The organism is Microbulbifer sp. TB1203, from assembly GCF_030997045.1.
In the GTDB taxonomy this organism is placed as follows: domain Bacteria; phylum Pseudomonadota; class Gammaproteobacteria; order Pseudomonadales; family Cellvibrionaceae; genus Microbulbifer.
The window spans coordinates 3674132-3691482 of sequence record NZ_CP116899.1; the positions used below are offsets into that span (position 1 = coordinate 3674132).

Annotated in this window: 19 protein-coding genes; 1 reads left to right on the top strand and 18 read right to left on the bottom strand. The window is 50.7% G+C overall.

Annotation, left to right across the window (positions count from 1 at the left end; genetic code table 11):
- Window positions 1-137: 137 nt before the first annotated feature.
- From PP263_RS15480 to PP263_RS15550, 15 genes are all read right to left on the bottom strand, one after another.
- Window positions 138-638: a hypothetical protein gene (locus tag PP263_RS15480; protein WP_308364558.1), complete on the bottom strand. Its 501-nt coding sequence runs from the start codon at window positions 636-638 to the stop codon at window positions 138-140.
- Window positions 639-730: 92 nt separating this feature from the next.
- Window positions 731-1060 (bottom strand): phosphotyrosine protein phosphatase, encoded by a 330-nt coding sequence (locus PP263_RS15485; protein WP_308364559.1) that lies wholly within the window; start codon window positions 1058-1060, stop codon window positions 731-733.
- A gap of 200 nt (window positions 1061-1260) precedes the next feature.
- Window positions 1261-1527 carry a hypothetical protein gene (locus PP263_RS15490; protein ID WP_308364561.1) on the bottom strand — a complete coding sequence of 89 codons (267 nt, stop codon included), beginning with the start codon at window positions 1525-1527 and terminating at the stop codon, window positions 1261-1263.
- A gap of 112 nt (window positions 1528-1639) precedes the next feature.
- Entirely contained in the window at window positions 1640-2251 is a 612-nt protein-coding gene (locus tag PP263_RS15495; RefSeq protein ID WP_308364562.1) for a group II intron maturase-specific domain-containing protein, read from the bottom strand.
- Between the two features lie 10 nt (window positions 2252-2261).
- The gene (gene ltrA / locus PP263_RS15500) at window positions 2262-3467 is read right to left on the bottom strand and encodes a group II intron reverse transcriptase/maturase (RefSeq protein ID WP_308364412.1); all 1206 of its coding nucleotides are present in this window, start codon (window positions 3465-3467) and stop codon (window positions 2262-2264) included.
- A 35-nt stretch (window positions 3468-3502) separates the two neighbouring features.
- On the bottom strand, window positions 3503-4783 hold the full coding sequence (locus tag PP263_RS15505; RefSeq protein WP_308364564.1) for a reverse transcriptase domain-containing protein: 1281 nt from the start codon (window positions 4781-4783) through the stop codon (window positions 3503-3505).
- Window positions 4784-5615: 832 nt separating this feature from the next.
- Window positions 5616-6173, bottom strand: a complete 558-nt coding sequence (locus tag PP263_RS15510) for a hypothetical protein (protein ID WP_308364565.1) — start codon at window positions 6171-6173, stop codon at window positions 5616-5618.
- 415 nt (window positions 6174-6588) lie between these two features.
- Window positions 6589-7077: a GNAT family N-acetyltransferase gene (locus tag PP263_RS15515; protein WP_308364566.1), complete on the bottom strand. Its 489-nt coding sequence runs from the start codon at window positions 7075-7077 to the stop codon at window positions 6589-6591.
- 287 nt (window positions 7078-7364) lie between these two features.
- Complete coding sequence (locus PP263_RS15520) at window positions 7365-7697, bottom strand: hypothetical protein (protein ID WP_308364568.1); 333 nt, start codon at window positions 7695-7697, stop codon at window positions 7365-7367.
- Between the two features lie 351 nt (window positions 7698-8048).
- A complete protein-coding gene (locus PP263_RS15525) occupies window positions 8049-10226 on the bottom strand; it encodes a hypothetical protein (RefSeq protein ID WP_308364569.1) in 2178 nt (725 codons plus the stop codon).
- A gap of 238 nt (window positions 10227-10464) precedes the next feature.
- A complete protein-coding gene (locus PP263_RS15530; protein ID WP_308364570.1) occupies window positions 10465-10806 on the bottom strand; it encodes a hypothetical protein in 342 nt (113 codons plus the stop codon).
- A gap of 78 nt (window positions 10807-10884) precedes the next feature.
- Complete coding sequence (locus PP263_RS15535; protein WP_308364571.1) at window positions 10885-11412, bottom strand: GNAT family N-acetyltransferase; 528 nt, start codon at window positions 11410-11412, stop codon at window positions 10885-10887.
- A 108-nt stretch (window positions 11413-11520) separates the two neighbouring features.
- On the bottom strand, window positions 11521-12387 hold the full coding sequence (locus PP263_RS15540) for a DUF6624 domain-containing protein (RefSeq protein WP_308364572.1): 867 nt from the start codon (window positions 12385-12387) through the stop codon (window positions 11521-11523).
- Window positions 12388-12516: 129 nt separating this feature from the next.
- Complete coding sequence (locus tag PP263_RS15545; protein ID WP_308364573.1) at window positions 12517-12801, bottom strand: hypothetical protein; 285 nt, start codon at window positions 12799-12801, stop codon at window positions 12517-12519.
- Between the two features lie 24 nt (window positions 12802-12825).
- Entirely contained in the window at window positions 12826-13566 is a 741-nt protein-coding gene (locus PP263_RS15550; protein ID WP_308364574.1) for an HNH endonuclease, read from the bottom strand.
- A gap of 502 nt (window positions 13567-14068) precedes the next feature.
- On the opposite strand from PP263_RS15550, the gene PP263_RS15555 reads away from it, so the two are divergent.
- The gene (locus PP263_RS15555; protein WP_308364576.1) at window positions 14069-15493 is read left to right on the top strand and encodes an MATE family efflux transporter; all 1425 of its coding nucleotides are present in this window, start codon (window positions 14069-14071) and stop codon (window positions 15491-15493) included.
- Between the two features lie 138 nt (window positions 15494-15631).
- Here PP263_RS15555 and PP263_RS15560 read toward each other — a convergent pair whose 3' ends face one another.
- From PP263_RS15560 to PP263_RS15570, 3 genes are read right to left on the bottom strand one after another with little or no spacing between them, the layout of a single operon-like run.
- A complete protein-coding gene (locus tag PP263_RS15560; protein ID WP_308364577.1) occupies window positions 15632-16033 on the bottom strand; it encodes a hypothetical protein in 402 nt (133 codons plus the stop codon).
- Window positions 16034-16044: 11 nt separating this feature from the next.
- Window positions 16045-16905, bottom strand: coding sequence for a shikimate dehydrogenase (gene aroE, locus PP263_RS15565; RefSeq protein WP_308364578.1), 861 nt, complete (start codon window positions 16903-16905; stop codon window positions 16045-16047).
- Window positions 16902-17348 carry a hypothetical protein gene (locus PP263_RS15570; RefSeq protein ID WP_308364579.1) on the bottom strand — a complete coding sequence of 149 codons (447 nt, stop codon included), beginning with the start codon at window positions 17346-17348 and terminating at the stop codon, window positions 16902-16904. The genes aroE and PP263_RS15570 overlap by 4 nt, the downstream gene beginning before the upstream one ends.
- Between the last annotated feature and the right edge of the window lie 3 nt (window positions 17349-17351).

Here is a 17351-nt window from a genome sequence, read left to right on the forward strand (position 1 = left end):
ACACCCGGCGTATCGACATGCGCCGCGCGGTATTCCTGCTCGCGGTGCCCACGATGCCAGATCAATGGACACACCGGCAGCTAAGCGGCGCGTTTTCTAGCGTCCGCTTGAGGTTTTTTCCGCGGTTCAAAGTGATACTAAGAGTCATGGCCACGATCCTGCAAAAACTCCAACAAATAACCATGACCACCTAAGTACGAGGATACGCGAATTACCTTACCGCTTTTGAATTTGAGTACATACCAATAACACCAACCGTTAAAATTTATTGATTCAAGATCATCCCATTTCTCATTCTTTTTTCCGGTCCAAGGCGTTGAGAAGTAAATTGAAGTGTCATCATAAGAGCCTTTAACAAAGAACCCTTCAGCTAACGTGTAAATAGCACCCACACCAAAACCAATGGTTAAACCAATAAGAGCTGTTGTTTCTCCAGGTTTATCAATCTGATAGTTTCCAGTTAAAAATACGACAAACGGAACCGCCGAGAATAGTAAGCACACTAGACCCAATCCTTTCATAAACAATCCAAATTTTAATTCGCCTTCCTGCGCAGCGTAGGTAGCTCTTTTCGTAAAGTAAGTAATCACAAAAACTGTTATTGCGCCGGTGATTAAACCTTGCCAGTTGATATCCATGCTACTCCTGATTGATTTCTAACTCGGAATTAATCGGTGGCCATTGCGTCAGCAGTGGGCGTCCGGTTGAACAATTGGTTAAGGGGAGCTGATCATTGAAGTTCGAGACAAGCACCTACAGTTTCCTTCAAAGTTTCAACAAGTTCTGGGTCCATATATTTGTACTCGTCGGGAATTTCCAGCACATGAATAGGCTTGTGATCTAAAAGACAAGTGAATTCTGTCACCAGCCTATTTTTATGCTTCTGCTCCATCACAACAATAATATCAGCCCAGCGAATGTCCGCTTGGCTGACTGTTCTCCGAGCCTTTGGGCTTGTACCCGCAGACCGAACACTTATGTTTGGCTGTTTACGCCACACAGCTTCGGCCGTTGGACTTCGCCACTGATTACGGCTGCAGATAAACAATACTTTGCTCATGGTGCTATTTACCTTCCAGAGACTTGCGCACTGTCTTCGCCGGATTGTCGATTCCGAGCCATTTGGCAAGAATAAGCTTCTCCCAGCGAATATACATTAGCCTCCAATTTTTTCAGACTTTTCTTAATTTGTGTGCTTTTTGCACGATAATGGGAGCGCAGCGACCGTGCACAAAGTAAGGCGTCGGCTGCAGCACCTCGTTACATTTTGATGAGTGCACGAACCTTCTCCACTAACGCCGCTGGTTCTGAATGCAAAGCTATGCTTTCCAGTGCCTCACTAACGACCTCCGCATTGTTGAGATCTATAGGGTACAAGAAATTGGTAAGGTAAACGCCATCCTCTCTAACCTCAGCCATTTCTTCCTTTGAAAGAACATCTGCACCAACCCATACCGGGTATCTACCAGTAAGGATTATTTCCTTAAGCTCTTTAAAGCCTTCTTTTGTTGCTACAAATATGACCATAGAAATTTCTCGCCGTAGGAACCCCGGTCACCCAAGGCCCCCGGCACAGTCCCGGACGTGCGGTTTTCCCGCATCCGGTTCCTCGGTTGTACTCGCTTTCGCGACGGGCTACTCATGCATACACCAATCGCTTCCTTGCCCATGGCCTGATGACTGGCTTCGGGATACATAAGCGTGCAAGCGCCCGCTTGAACTGCGGCCAGGTAAAGCTGCGGCGCTTTCCTCCCCGCCGATTCAGCCATTTGAACACCTGTCCAAGGACTTCTCGGTAGAAGCGGTAGAGCCCCTTTTGATTACCTGTAATGCCGTAGTAGTTGTAGTGTCCCTGTAATCGCCGTTTCAGTCCAGCCACGAAGGCGTGGCCGGGGAGGTTGCGATTTCTCTTGATCCAGTCCCTTATGCGCTGCTCGGCAGCCTGTTGTTTCTTCGGCGCCGTGCGTCGCTGGATTTGGGGCATTCCGCACCGGTTCCAGCCCCACCAGAGTTCGAAGCCGAGGAAGCTGATCCTTGATTCGCTCTGGTGACCGGCGTGGAAGCGGCTGAAGCGACAGATCCGTGTCTTCTCCTGCGCTATGGCCAGATGGAACTTTGCCAGCCTCTTCGGCAGCTCTCGGTAGAAGGCGTCTGCGTCTACCTTGTACTGGAAGGCGCAGACGAGTCGAGTCGCCCCGGGGACCCTCCCCCCGAGGCGCTCACAGAACCGGACGTGAACGTCTCCGCTCATCCGGCTCCTCCTACCCAGCCTGTCCATGTAATAAACGCCAATGGGCAAACAACCCCGGCTGTCTGCGCGCAATACGCTCCAACCAGTGGGTTGCTCGCCTCCTGTGGCCCCGCAGTCTTTTGAACTTGCGAGTTGCCCAAATTACGAGCCTACGGTCAATCCGCCGGAGGGTTGTATACAGCGCTGACTTGTAAAATGCGCTGTAGTAATTGATCCAGCCGCGGATCACCGCGTTGAACATCCTTGCCAAGTCTTCCAGTGACTTGTCGCTGCGCAGATGCAGTTTCCAGCTGCGTACTTCCTGCCGGATTGCTTTCGCCGCTTTGTTGCTGATCGCCGGACTGAAGTTGATGAAGAACTTTCCCTTCCGATTTTTCGATCTTCTCGGGCGAAAGGTGTAACCCAGAAAATCGAAACTGGTGGCGGGATAGTCCAGACGTCGATCGTCGTCTTTGCAGTAGACAATCTTGGTCTTCTCCGGATGAAGTTCCAGTCCACAATCTGCAAAGCGCTGTTCCAGCGCATTTTTCAGATGTTCGGCCTGCTTCCGTGTGCGGCAGTGACAAACACTATCATCGGCGTACCGCTCGAAGGGAATGCTCGGATAGTGCCTTTGCATCCACGCATCGAAGGTATGGTGCAAGAACAGGTTCGCCAGCAGAGGACTGACCACACCCCCTTGCGGGGTGCCCTTGGTCCTCTCCTGTAATGCCCCACCATTCAGTTGCACCGGGGCTGTCAGCCATCGCTCGATGTAGAGCAGCACCCATTTGTCTTGGGTGTGGTGGCGCACCGCTCGCATCAAGAGTTCATGATCGATGTTATCGAAGAAACCCCTGATATCCAGATCAACGACCCAGTCGTTGCGCCAGCAGCGCTTGCGCGCCTGTCCAATCGCCTGACGGGCTGACTTGCCCGGCCGATAGCCGTAGGAGTCCGGATGAAAATGACGTTCCAGGTCCGGCTCCAGGGCTTGTTTGACTACCATTTGGGCAACCCGGTCCGCAACCGTTGGAATTCCCAGTGGACGAACACCACCGTCCGCCTTGGGAATCTCCACGCGTTTGACCGGTGGGGGTATGTAGCTACCAGACGCCAGTCGATTCCAGAGTTTATAGAGATTGCCTTCCAGCTTCTCTTCAAACATCTCCAGGGTCTGACCGTCTACGCCTTCCCCGCCCTTATTGGCCTTGACTCGTTTGTAGGCTTCCCACACCTGACGTTTAGTGATAGGAAATGACTTCGCCTGATTCAAGAGTGTCCTCCCATTGCTGGTTGCACTCTTGTCTCAGGCTGGATAGGGCAACCCCTTCGCTCCAGCTCCATTACAGAGCCTTCCTCACTACTACAGGTTGCTCCGCCCCTGTACCCCGCATTGGTACTCAGATACTCGTGGGGCTTCCACTTGCATCGCTCCCTTAGCATCGGGGTGACAGGTTCCCACGTTCCACACAAGAGCCTGAGCCGTGTTCTCGCCGCCTTTATGCCGGACGCCGCCTGGGCAGTAGACAGGTTTCTCCCAGACTTATCCCGGGTTAACGACTTCCCCCCGGTTTTGACGTCGTCCCTACGCTTTCGACACGTCATCAGCGGTTCACTTGCGTTCGACTTCACGGCCCTTACCTGACCGGTTCTTGACCGGCCTTTTCCATACTCGCTCACTACCACACCTTTTAAGTGCAGCAGCAGTAGGTGGTTTGAAGCCTCCGCCTGCACGGCGGCTCCGAGGGGCCCGCCCTCATCTCTTGTGCAGCACGGCTGCACGGAGGATTCACATCCTCCAGTGCGCCTTCGTGGCGCACAGTCGTCCGCGTAGCGGCAGATAATCGCCCGCCCTGCACATCCGGGCTTCACGACTTTCTCGAACCAGAGGTCGAGGGCGTAGTAAAGGTAGATGTTGGCCAGGATGGGGCTGATAATGCCGCCTTGCGGGCTGCCCGTTTCCGGGTGGAGGACTTGTCCGTCTGTGTCGAGTATGCCGGCTTTGAGCCATTTGCGGATCAGGCGCAGGAAGGCTTTGTCATCCACACGCTGTTCGAGCATGGTGATGAGCCAGTCGTGGTCCAGGTGGTCGAAGAAGCCTTTGATGTCGGCTTCGACGAGGTAACCGTAACTGCCGTATTGGAGGTTGAAGGTGAGGTCTTCTATGGCCTCTTTCGGACTCCGCCTCGGTCGGTATCCGTAGCTGCTCTGGATGAAGTCTTGCTCGTAGATGGCGTTGAGCAGTTTGGCTGCCGCCCGCTGGACGAGTTTGTCTTCGAGCGCCGGGATGCCGAGGGGCCTCTCTTTGCCTTTGCCCTTTGGGATCATCACGCGCCGCACCAGTCGGGCACGGTAGCGTTTGTGTTTCAGGCGCTCCACCAGGTCCTTCAGCCGTTCCTCCAGTCCGTTGGCGTAGTCATGGTAGGTGACTTCGTCCACGCCCTTGGCGGCCTTCGGATTGAGTTCTCGAAAGCTGCGCCGCAGGAGGTCCAGGTTGATTTCCCGATAGAGATTCCTGAATCGGTGGTGTTTGCAGGCGCGTGCCCGCATGGCTATTCCCCGCAGTGAGGTTGACTCAAAGTATTCCGATCCTGCTGTGTCCGGCATGAGTTTCCTTTACGGGCTACGTACTTCCGTCAGGTCCTTCCCCATGTAAACGGCTTTCCCGTTCTCGGAGTACTATGCCTGATAAGACACCCCTCGGCATACGGCCTTTACAGGCCTGCCCGGTCGCTCCTTGTTCCATGATTCCATCCGAGCCCACACCGTGTCCGGGCTCCTCACCCTTCCGTGTCCCAACTCTGTCAATGTCATCACGTCACTTCGTACCGGGAGCTTTTGGGGCTTCCTGGGTTCCTCGTCGTATCTCTTCCAGCATGCCACGGCCTATACTCCGGAGGCCCTCCACATCCTTGCCATTAACGGATGCTTTGTGTTGCCTTCGAGTGCGTTAAAGCCCTCGGCGACCTCGACGACGTTTCGAAGCTGTAACAGCTCTTCAGGGAGCGCGATCTCCCCTACGGCCTACTGGATTCTCTGTGTACGCTTACCTCATAATATTGTTCGCAGTTACCTGCTCCGCAATGAGATCAACACTCGATACGGGTGGGCGGCTAGCCCCTTACCCGGCAGGGACTTTCACCCTGCAAGATACGCCGGGCTTCGCCCAGCGCGATAACGCCCGCGTAATAGGCGCGAGCCTGCGAGCGTCCTGATTGACGCGTTTGTTATGTGACATTTGCAAGAATCACATAACCTATGCAAACATATAAACTGACCCAATCTCTGCTATTTGGCTCACTAGCATTTGTTGCATATTCCATTCAGCTACAATTGAGGAAACTTGGAATGGACTCCTTGCTATTGATTGCTTATTTTATCTCTATAGGCCGTATAAATCCCTAATGCTATTGGTGTCCATCCAGTCCAGTGGCGACCTGTTCTTTCGGACTTTTCGCATTAGTTCATACTTGAAACTTCTTGAGCTTAGACCTTGCCCAGTAGATATCTGTTGTCTATTTAGCTCTTTCATGAATTCAACAGCGAAGTCCTGGCAATTGTATAGTTGTGTACCGGTCCAATCACCTCGCGCTGTTGATACAGTCACCAAACATTCAACCATTTGGCCCAGCGTCGCGTTATGTATTTGTACGGGGTCAGTCTCGGCGGTGACCTGTGGAATGCCTGCGCCATAGATTATCCGGTACCCATGCACAGTGAGATCAATTTTTACGCAGAGCCCTTCATTACCCTCTAAAAACAGTTCCCAGTGACCATCTTCAACGTCAGCGCGTCGAACGATTGTCAATCTTGTAATGTTTTTTTGTACTGCAGCATGACCTATTGACAGCTCAAGCGTACCGATAACACTTAGCACCGCACCCGGGTTCCAAGTTACGTTGGGGTCTCCTGTCACTAAGTTCTTTATTATGATTGACATTATGAATGCTCCTTCCTTGATTCTAAGATTTAGGTTTTGAATCTACCACCAGTAAAGGGCAAGGTATTTATGCTTTTTCAACAAGTACCTGCCCCGTATTGCTCATTTTCATATAAATACTTCAATAGGATAATCACATAACGAGGCTGTAGAAAAACTCCAGCCCCTTCCTTCTGGTTGTATTTTGCCCAGCAAATCGCGTTCCTACGTGAATTCTGGTCCTGTTTTGCATGGTGAAAAGCATTTCAGAGCACTCTCCGCACGAAAAATTTGCCACTTCAAGAAGTGCTCGAGTTTTTCTACAGCCTGAACGTCGCGCTCACCGGCGGACAATGCTAAGCACCTTTGTGCGAAAATGGGAGCGCAGCGACCAGCACAAAGGTGCTTAGCGTTGGCCGTCCGGTGCAGCGCTTGGTTAGGGCTCGGAGGCGGAGTGCCAAGCCATTTTCTGTAGCTCCTTACCACTATTTCCATTTAATGTGCCGGCTTCTTCTAAGGCTTTGAACCCAATTTTCGAATATAGGCTGCATGCCGCCTCATTAGTTGGAGATACGTTCAGTACAACGTTTACAAACCCTTCAGACTGAGCGTGGCGGAGCAACGCTTTGACAAGACTGCTACCGACTCCACACCCTCTATTCGTGGGGTTTACCCACATTGAAACTAGCTCGTACTCTCCATCAGCGTAAACCCCACCAATTAACCCGATGTCGTCGCCATTACAACGCGCAAGTAAAAATTTTAACCCGCTCTCCCCGGATGCGATTGATTTCCATTTTTCTGCAGAAAGTTCTTTCGCTTCCTCATATGTGATACCAAATGCATCAGGTGAATCACGAAGTGACTCTAAACGAATATCTTTTAATGACTCCCAATCATTTTCTCCAATTGGCACGACTTTCATAGGTTTGGAGCCCTAACGAGGCTGTAGAAAAACTCCAGCCCCTTCCTTCTGGTTGTATTTTGCCCAGCAAATCGCGTTCCTACGTGAATTCTGGTCCTGTTTGCATGGTGAAAAGCATTTCAGAGCACTCTCCGCACGAAAAATTTGCCACTTCAAGAAGTGCTCGAGTTTTTCTACAGCCTGAACGCCCACAACAGGGGCCAAACGGAGTGGAGCTAATTTGCGGTAAAGTGAGCGAAGCGAACTGCAAATTGGCGAAGCGTAGTTTGGTCCCTTGCTTGTGATTGTTATGCATTTTTACCGTCATTTAATGTCATGTCTGCTACACATGTATGGTATTTAATAGTGAACCAATTGCAAAAGTTCTCGTAAGTCATTTCTTTTGGCCATTTTTCTTCGGAAATATGGTTTCCTAGTTCTTCTACAAATATAGGTTTAAAGTGCTTTTCTATAGCGTCTCCCTGGCAATTCTGATCTTCAACCTCAATCAAATATGCGCCAGGATCGCTATTGAGATGATCTAAGGTCCATCTATGTAAACGTGGCTCGACAGAAATCAGCCAATCAAGGAAAGCCTGTTTTCCGTAGATCGTTACAAGATTCTTTTCTAAGTACTTCATAGCTACCTTCGTGCATAACGAGGCTGTAGAAAAACTCCAGCCCCTTCCTTCTGGTTGTATTTTGCCCAGCAAATCGCGTTCCTACGTGAATTCTGGTCCTGTTTTGCATGGTGAAAAGCATTTCAGAGCACTCTCCGCACGAAAAATTTGCCACTTCAAGAAGTGCTCGAGTTTTTCTACAGCCTGAACGCTCGCAACAGCGGAAAATTGGGAGCGCAGCGAGTAATTTTTCCGACTGCTTGCGCTTGTTATACGTTACCTGCATCAACTTCGCTAAATCCAATTTTGGTCAATAGCGGACATTTTGATTTTCCCTCAGGCTTAAGGACTTTTACCCATATATTCTATTTGTTATTCAAGGGCATCAATCAGTATTTTTAGGTCTTTGTATAGTCTATAAAGGTGCCCAGGTGACATATCGAGAATGGGCTCAAACATGAACGAATTAATATGGATATTCTCCGGAGTCATCAGATTGACTTGATCAAGTGTTGCTATTACGTCTTCTTCTGACCCAAAGCTACCCGCAAACTCATCAAACAGAACACGGGTTTGATTGGATGAAGGCTCCTCCCAGTCCGGGTTGTTTAAGCGCTTAAGCATATATTCCTCTGCCATCAGCCGAATAGCCATTGCGAGAATTATTTTTTCCTCTAAATCAATATGGTCTGCTTCCACTGAAACTATATCTATTGAAACTGCCTGTATCTTATCCAATACAATTACATCGTTATCGTGGGCAAAGGCTGGTAGATTCTGCAGAATATGGCCATAGTCACTGATCACATCTCTAAATGTCTTTGACTTAGAGTTTGATTTTATATGAAGAACCTCTGTAAGTGATTCAAAGACTGCATCTTGGCCGCTGTAATCAGCTAGGTTTCTCACAAAGGGAATACAGGCTAGAAACATTCGCTCGTTATTTCCCATATGATCCCGCCAGTATGCAAATACATCCTTTTGATATTTCTCGACTCTCAAATCGATAGTCTCTGCTCCTCTGGAGCCTACCAGTCGTTTATTTCGTTGCAAACCAAGACGACTGGAAATAGTCCGGTGAAAATCAAAGTTGTGAGTCAAAAATAAAAAATAGAATTCGTCCCTCTGTGAAAGATCTCGCAAGTACTCCACGATAGCGTATTTATTACGGTAGTCGAATGAATCTGCAATATCATCGACGATAAAAAGAGTTTCTTCGTTAGATGCCTTTCTTGTTTCTATCTCAAACAATAGGTTCAGGATATAAAGCGCACGCCTTTCACCTTGGCTCAAAACAGAAAGCAGGGTCTTTTCATCCACTTCGTCTGAAGATTCACGGTCAGAAAACGAAAAAACCTTGACTGGCTCAGCACCTTTAAGAATTACCTCAGCTTGATTGCCTATTGAAACATTGAAGGGGACATCAAACCTGCGATTAAATATGTCTATCACTTTTTTCCACTGAGTTTCCTCCTCTTTTGCCGAAGCAATCAACTGCTCAAGTACATCTTTCGTGCTCTGTGAGCATTTTAAAAACTCCTTCAACTCATCCCCGCATGACCGAAGATATGAATACCAGAGCTTTTTTCTAAGTATTTCTAAATCACTTAAATCTGCTAGCAGCTCTTTATTATCCTCAACAAGCGCTCTCAGCCTCTTTGTATCTACATTTCCCAGTGATTTATCCACAGCTTCAAAGCGCTTTTTTAAATCTTTATCTGCAAGTATCTTTTCGTGCTCTTGCTGGAAGGTTTTATCTAGCTCTTCATGTGTTGTTATAACTTTAGATGAAGCACCATTTTCTAAGGTGACAGAGTGCCCTGCGGTATAAAATCCTGAATCATTGAGTCCCTTGCAAACAGAGGAAGCGCCTTGGTGATTAAATGTTCGACATAGAATAGGGGATTCATCAACGAGTCTATTGTAAAGATCGACATACTCTGTCAATGATTCTTGAAAATCATTTTTCGTAAGAACTTTGAGTGTATTTGGATTAAACACCTCTGCATATTTAACCCCGTCTAAGTGGTCAACAGCCATCTCCTCATCCAATAGATTCTGGATCTTTTCAGGAAAGTCTCCTTCACTCGCTCCTAGGTCGGACATCAATATTAGATCAGGCGTCTCTGTCCGACTGCTAATTCCGGATAACTTCTTCAGTTCATCTGTTAAGGTTTTCCGTGTTTTTATAAGAGCTTTAACTGACGTTGAATATTCTTCCTGAAGAGCGGGGTTCGCAATCAGTGTCGATACCGTTTCAGATTCATAACTTTCCACATAGGGTTTAATCACAAAAACTGTCTTTGGGTCGAGATCCTTTTCGTCCCAGTAAATTTCCCGAGTTGTTGCTCGAGATGGGAAAATCAGATCTTTACTATCCCTTTCGTCCGCATAGTCCTTAAATGTTCTAGCCAGCGAACTCTTCATCACCCCATTAGGAGCGTATATAGAAAATGCGCCCCCTCTACCCTCATGTTTTCCAAGATCGAATGAGTGCTCAAGCTTGCGAATGCCGTAGCAGTTTTCTAAGTCAAGTTTTAAACACGGCATTGGTAATTTCCTTTTTCAGCGAGTGATAATGCTAATATTGACCCCAATGTATGACGGGGAAATCCCGGCGTTTTTTGCTTATTAGTGGGCGATGCTGCTCATACAACGACCGCTTTTGGCCGAAATCGGACTTACTGCACCAACCGTATAACGTTGCCATCTGCGACAGCTGGAGTGTTTTTAGCGCGAAGCGCGTTGCGTAAGCTGTTCGTCAGCATGGCCTGGTTATATGGGCCTACTACTTGCACTTAACCTCACCAACAAGCACTGGAAATGTATGATTGCTTACTCCTACGCCGCCAGAAAAATAATAATTGCTATGTTGCGTAGTAGTTCTTTCCCAAGAGTGCTCATATTCACGTCCTTCGCAAAGCTCTGTTGCTCTTCGGTTGAAGTAACCTTCAAGCATGGCGTAATCTGTAAATCCATTCCCTTCCACCTCTATTGCAAAGTGGTTCTCTCCAAGCTTCTTATCTTGATATCCGCCCTTAAACCCTTTCGTTCCTTTTTCTGCATAAGGAACAGCACAACCGCCCAGCAGAATCACGATAGATAATGCATTAATTGTGATGATTTTCACTTACTTCTCCTCGTATAACGCCGCTCGCAAGGGCAAACTTGGAGTGCCAGCGGAAAGTTTGTCCCTTGGCTAGCTTGGTTAGCCATTTTCTGCCAAGGTGTTGATTTTATCCCATACAAACCAGTAGGTTGGAACAGTATTACCATCTGGCGCATTCCATACACCCTCTTGCGCGTTACGAGCTCCAAGCGATTTATAGAATTCTTGCGCTTTTACATTATCTTGGTTCACCAACAAGCACAAACCGCCGATTGGCTCCTGTTGGTGACACCAACGGGAAACCTCGATCAAAAGCGATTTTCCGATACCCTTTGATTGATGGGTTTTACGCACATGCAAATTGTCCAAGTAGGAGCCCCATTTGGAATTTTCGCCTGCATAAGCACACGCGAACCCCACGATCTCTTCATGCTGCTCAGCAACGGCCACATACTGGTTAGGCTTTGGCATATCAAGCCGACTTGTCCACACCTCATTTCGTTCTTTAGGCACGACATCCGAAAGATATTGCGCAGTTAAGGCATTTTTATACGTATCACGCCAGCTCGTGGTATGTATATCGGCGATACTCTGAGCATCGCTTGCCAATGCTGCTCGTATTTTCATATAGGACTACTCTCCTTGTGTGGCTAACGCCGCCAACACGCGCAGCTTTGCAGTGGAGGCGAAGCCGCAACGGAAAAGCTGTCGCCGTGATTGGCCTTGTTAGCAAGTTTAGTTCGAATCATAAGCAACGCCGTTCTCGTTGGCCCAGACCTTCAGTGGGGGCAATCCAATGGATTGCCTCCTTTGGTCGACCGATTCTATATTAGAAATCGGATGGAACACTTTTTTACCATCAATCCAAATTATTGCCATTCCATAGGTTTGTTCTTCATTGGCGTTCCGAGAGATTCGATCATGAAGTTCTGCATAAAGCTCTGAGTTGATTTCCTGGACCGACAGAAGAGGCTTCATTAGATCCAAACAAGTACGTTGGAATTCGCCGTCAAAGGAATGCTGTGCGATCGCCCATGCGAACCAAGACCCGTCCTCGCCAACCATCGATTTGGTGGGCCAGCCGTATTCATTTACAATATCTTTCAGACGCTCAGAATTGGAGTCTATGATGCTCTTTTGCTTTTCAGTTCCGACAAGATCCTGGTCCTTTACCCACATAGACTTCAATTCGACCCTAAGCTCGGGATGGGACATATCCGTAGATTCAACGTATTCACTTTCCTTTCTTCGAATTCTCTTGATGAGAGCGTCCCATCTTTCGTCTTCCCTGAGTTCGGCTAGCCTGTTGTTTCGTTCCAGTCGTGGAATGTCCCACATGCCAGCATCTACCGCCTTTTGCAACAAATCGAAGGATCCGTTAGCCTTGCCAAGGCGGGCGGCGAGAATTCCGGCATACAAATATAAATTTTCGTTGTTTTTCCCTTTTGTGTCGGCTGCAAGCGCGAGGTATTCGACTGCTTTGTTCAATTCACCATTCTCATGAAATTGTCGACCTTGGAATACCAGCTCGTCCCATGTTTGAGCGATGGATAAATGGGAAAATACAATACAGAACAGTAATATTAGTAGTTTATGTATCATACGAGCTTTTTTACTCCAAAATCATGAATCGGTTGCAGCAACACTTTTTTTCTAACGTTGCCAGCTGCGACGATTGTAGCGCTTTTAGCGCGAAGCGCGTTGCGTAAACCGTCCGTCAGCCTGGCCTGGTTAAGTGCGGCCAGCGGAACCTCGAATGTTTAGGACAATCTGTCTTAGAAGTTTATGCGATGAACTACCAGACCAACTGAAAATTGTAAACCCCAGCAAAGCGCCTCCGATCGGCATGATTGCATTTCCTAAACTAAAATTATCTCTATATCCAAGATCATGATCTCCGATCAGGTAAACCGCCATTCCAATTATTACTAAACCCGAAGCGGCACTTACCCATCGGACAATACTTTGCTGTTTTTCAAGCTTTTCGAACTTTATGAGTATTTCTTCGGTATTCATTTCTTATTGCACTTAACGCCGCGTTCACCGGCTTGTCCGGTGCAACGCCTGGTTCTGCTCGCCAAAGTGTAAATCTCGGTGACAGTTTGGGCACAGCGCAACGGCATTAGCTATTGTGTCCTCGCCTCCGTCAGCAAGCCTAGTTTTGTGATGAACTTCCAAGTATGGGCTTCCATCCTTTTTCTTTCTAAAAGGGGCGTCGGCCTTGCATCTTTCACATACGCCATTTGCTCGGGCAAGCACCTCTGCCACCACAAACGGATTACGCTCATATACATGGACGAGTACTGGCTTGGTTCTTGGTAGCACACTCGATTCAGAGATTCGCTTTTGGCGCTCATCCTTTGGCGTATTTATCGCTTTTTCGACTTCCTTATCGAAGGATTCATTCAAATTTTCTAGGCTGGAGATGCCTTTCTCGATAACAAGGTAAGATGAATGAAGATCACGGAGAGACTTAAGCGTGACGTTATTCTTCGCTTCGTAGTAAGTAATGTGTTTCCACAATGCCTCGACCGGGTTAGCCAGAGCATTGGTACCTCCCTCGCTCATGAGACGAGCCAAGAAATAACTCATGTGAGGCACGCTCAGCGCACGTTTGAATTCTAGCCCTCTCACCAACTTTCCATAGACGGTTATCATGATTTTCGCGGAGTTAACATTGACTCCATGTTCCGTGTTCAGTTGGAGAGCCCCTTCAGTTTGAGATAGCTCTCCATCGAATACTCTCTTTGCTATTGTGAAAGCCTCTTCAGCAACTTCCATCTAATTCGACCTCAATAGAGCAGAACAGTTAATTCAAAAGACGCTGCTTTATATCTACCAGCTCACTATCTACAAATCTCTCGCGTTGCCGCCACCGGAACTTTTGTGAAAAATCAAAGAGTTAAGTCAGGTTGGCGGGATTTTCAACAAACAGATAGTGCAGCGCTGCTTTATATCTCTCCCACGAAAGTGCTTTTGATCATATTGGGAACCCCTTAAAAGTCAATGACTTAGCGGGAATTCTCCGTAGATAGACGAAGCTGCTGCTGAATTCGGCTAGTGATATGTGACATTTAAGCCAAGGCTGTATATATAGTCAGTAATATGAAGCCACCTATGGATGAATGGCCACCCAGGCTTGACCTGAAGGCTGCTCGAGGTTTTATTCTCCCACCGGCTGTCGATCGACCGCAGGCGGAATCGACCAGCCCGTACTCCCTCGGGAATCCGCCCGGAGGTCTTATCAGCAGTTTCAACCGGACAACACAGTGGATACCCGACCATGACCGAACTCAACGCCGATAGCCTTACCCCCGCGCCTGCGCGCTCCATGTGGCGCGAACTCGGTGACGCCGTCCGCGGCACTGAGGCGGACTACACCCGTATCGGTATGCGCCGCGCGGTATTCCTGCTTGCGGTGCCGATGATGCTGGAACTGGTGATGGAAGCCACTTTTGCGGTGGTGGACATCTACTTCGTGGGCAAGCTCGGCGCCTCGGCGGTTGCCACCGTCGGCCTCACCGAAACCTACCTGTTCCTGCTCTACGCCATCGGCATCGGCATGGCCACCGCGGTCACCGCCATAGTGGCGCGCCGTGTGGGCGAGAAGAAAAAACACGAGGCGGGGCTCGCCGCGGTGCAGGCGATTTATATCGCGCTATTGATTTCGCTGCCCTTCGCCTGCGCGGGTATCTTCTATGCGCGGGAGCTGCTGGCACTGATGGGCGCGGACGCTTGGAGCCTGGAGCAGGGCTACAGGTACACCCAGTGGATGCTGGGCGGCAACGCGGTGATTGTGCTGCTGTTCGTGATCAACGCTGTCTACCGCGGGGCCGGGGACGCGGCGATTGCCATGCGTGTGCTGTGGATCGCCAACGGCATCAATATACTGCTCGATCCGATTCTGATTTTCGGCCTGGGACCCATTCCCGCCCTGGGCGTGGAGGGCGCGGCCATCGCCACCAATATCGGGCGCGGGGTGGGCGTATTGATGCAACTGTGGATACTCTTCCGCGGCGGCAAGCATATTCGCGTGCTGGGCTCGCAGCTGGTGTGGGATACGAAAGTGGCACTCAATATCGTGCGCACCTCCCTGGGCGGCATCGGTCAGATGATCGTGGCCATGACCTCCTGGATTTTCCTAATGCGCATTCTCGCCGATGCGGGCAGCGAGGCGGTGGCCGGCGCTACCATCGCCGTGCGTATCATGATGTTCACCCTGATGCCTGCATGGGGCCTGTCCAATGCCGCCGCCACGCTGGTGGGCCAGAACCTGGGCGCCGGACAGCCGAGCCGCGCGGAATCCTCCGTGTGGCTGATCGGCCTGTACAATATGGGTTTCCTACTCGGTGTATCCGTGGTTTATTTCGTGTATCCCCGGGAGCTGATGGAGCTGTTCACCGCGGACCCGGCGGTGATCGCCATCGGCGGGGAGTGGTTGCGGATTCTCTCCTACTCCTATTTCGTGTACGGCTGGTGGATGGTCTCGATGCAGGCGTTCAACGGCGCCGGCGACACCGCCACCCCCACCAAAATCAACCTGGTGTTCTTCTGGCTGATCCAGATTCCGTTGTGTTGGTACCTGGCGGTGCCTCTGGACTGGCAGCACTCGGGGGTCTTCTGGGGCGTATTTGTCACCGAGACTTCAGTGGGGTTGTTTACTCTGTGGCTCTTCTCGCGCGGCGGGTGGAAGACCCGCGAAGTGTAGGTGCAATATTGTTGAGTTATGTCATTTAGAAGCCTGCTTGCAAGCCAACAAGTGCGGAGCTCCGTAGCCATTCGCCTGCAAGCAGGCTCCTACAGGGAGGTTCTCCCTAACTTAACAGTATTGGATTTAGACGCTGCTCTACTTTCCCTGCGCGCGCAACAGACCGGAGGCGGCGATGCCGCCGGCGGCGCAGGCGAGCACAACCACCAACGGCGCCAGGGCGCCGCGGTAGAGGGCGAAGAGGCCATTGCCCTGCATGGGCATCAGCAGTAGCAACAGAATCCCGGCAGGCACCAGGGACAGGAAAAAACCCCGTGATACCCAGGATCTTCGCCAGGGCAGCAGGAAGATCAGGCCGCAGATGCCACCCCAAATAACATAGTGGTAAATGAAATAACGACTGAGGCCGTAGCCCAGATCCACCCCCACCCAATGCATGAACCCGTAGCGCCCCATCAACCATAGGGCCAGCAGGTAACACAGGCCGCCGAGGGCACCGGCGGTAAAACTGAAAGAGAGATTCCGCAGAAATTCGCGCACGATCTACCTCTTTATTGGTTTTGTAATTCTTTCCGCAATGCTTCCAGCACCGGCGCCACCTGCGGCATCACTCCACGCCAGAGCGCGAAGGATTCCGCGGCCTGGCCCACCAGCATGCCCAGGCCGTCCGCCACCTCGGCGCCGCAGTCGCGGGCCCAGCGCATAAACGGCGTGGGCTCGGCACCGTAGACCATATCGTAGGCTTTGCATCCGGGACCGATAATCTCCGGGGGCAGCGGCGGCAGTTCGCCGCCCAGGCTGGCGGAACTGGCGTTGATCACCAGATCGAAGCCGCCGGGAAAAACCTCCAGGCCGCCGGCGCTCAGGGCGCTGCGGCTATTTTGAGCGCCGCGGCCATTCTGAGAGCCGTGACCGGCGAACTCCGCGACCAACTGTTCGGCTTTCTGCATGGTGCGGTTGGCGATATGCACCAGCGCGGGTTCTTCGCCGAGCAGTGGCAGCAGGGCCCCGCGGGCAGCGCCACCGGCGCCAACCAGCAACACTTTTTTGTCCCGAATCGGCCAGCGCAGGTTGTGCAGGATATCCACCACCAAGCCGGCACCGTCGGTGTTGTCGCCGAGCACGCTGCCGTCTTCCTGTTTCGCCAGGGTGTTCACCGCGCCGGCGGCGCGGGCGCGTTCGGTGAGCTGGTCGGCAAATTCGCAGGCATCCAGCTTGAAGGGCACGGTGATATTCAGCCCGCGCCCGCCGGCGGCAAAAAAATTCCGCGCGAACTCCGCGAAACCGTCCTTTTCCACCAGCTGCTTTTCGTAGGCGATATCCTCGCCGGTTTGCGCGGCGAAAGCCCGGTGTATGCGCGGTGACAGCGAGTGGGCGATGGGGTTGCCGACAACCGCATAGTGATCTGTCATGGAGCCGCCTTTTTGCGCGCGCGCACTGCGCCGCGGATTTTCGTGGCCTCGTCTACCAGGATCATACTGTCTATTTTCAGCCCGTCTTCGGTTTCGCTCACCAGGTAGCGGGTGGTGGCAGTGTAGAGTTCCGCGCTCTTGTCACCCTCCGGGCGCAGCAGTATCCAGTTGAGGGTCGCCAGGCTGCTGTTGCCGTTCAGTTCGATCACATCGGTCACGGTGCCGACAATCTGGCTCACCTGCAGGCGGCGGTAGGTGTGCAGCAGCTTGTCCACCTGCGGTATGAATTCGCTCCGCGCCACTGTCTGCTTGCTGCCATCCTCGCGGTAATAGTGCAGCGGAAAACGATAGAAGTCCGCGATCTGGTCCGCATCGCCGATTTCAAAATGGCGGCGGTACTGCAGGAACAGTTTGTTGATTTCTTCCAGCCGTGCCTTGTGCAAAAC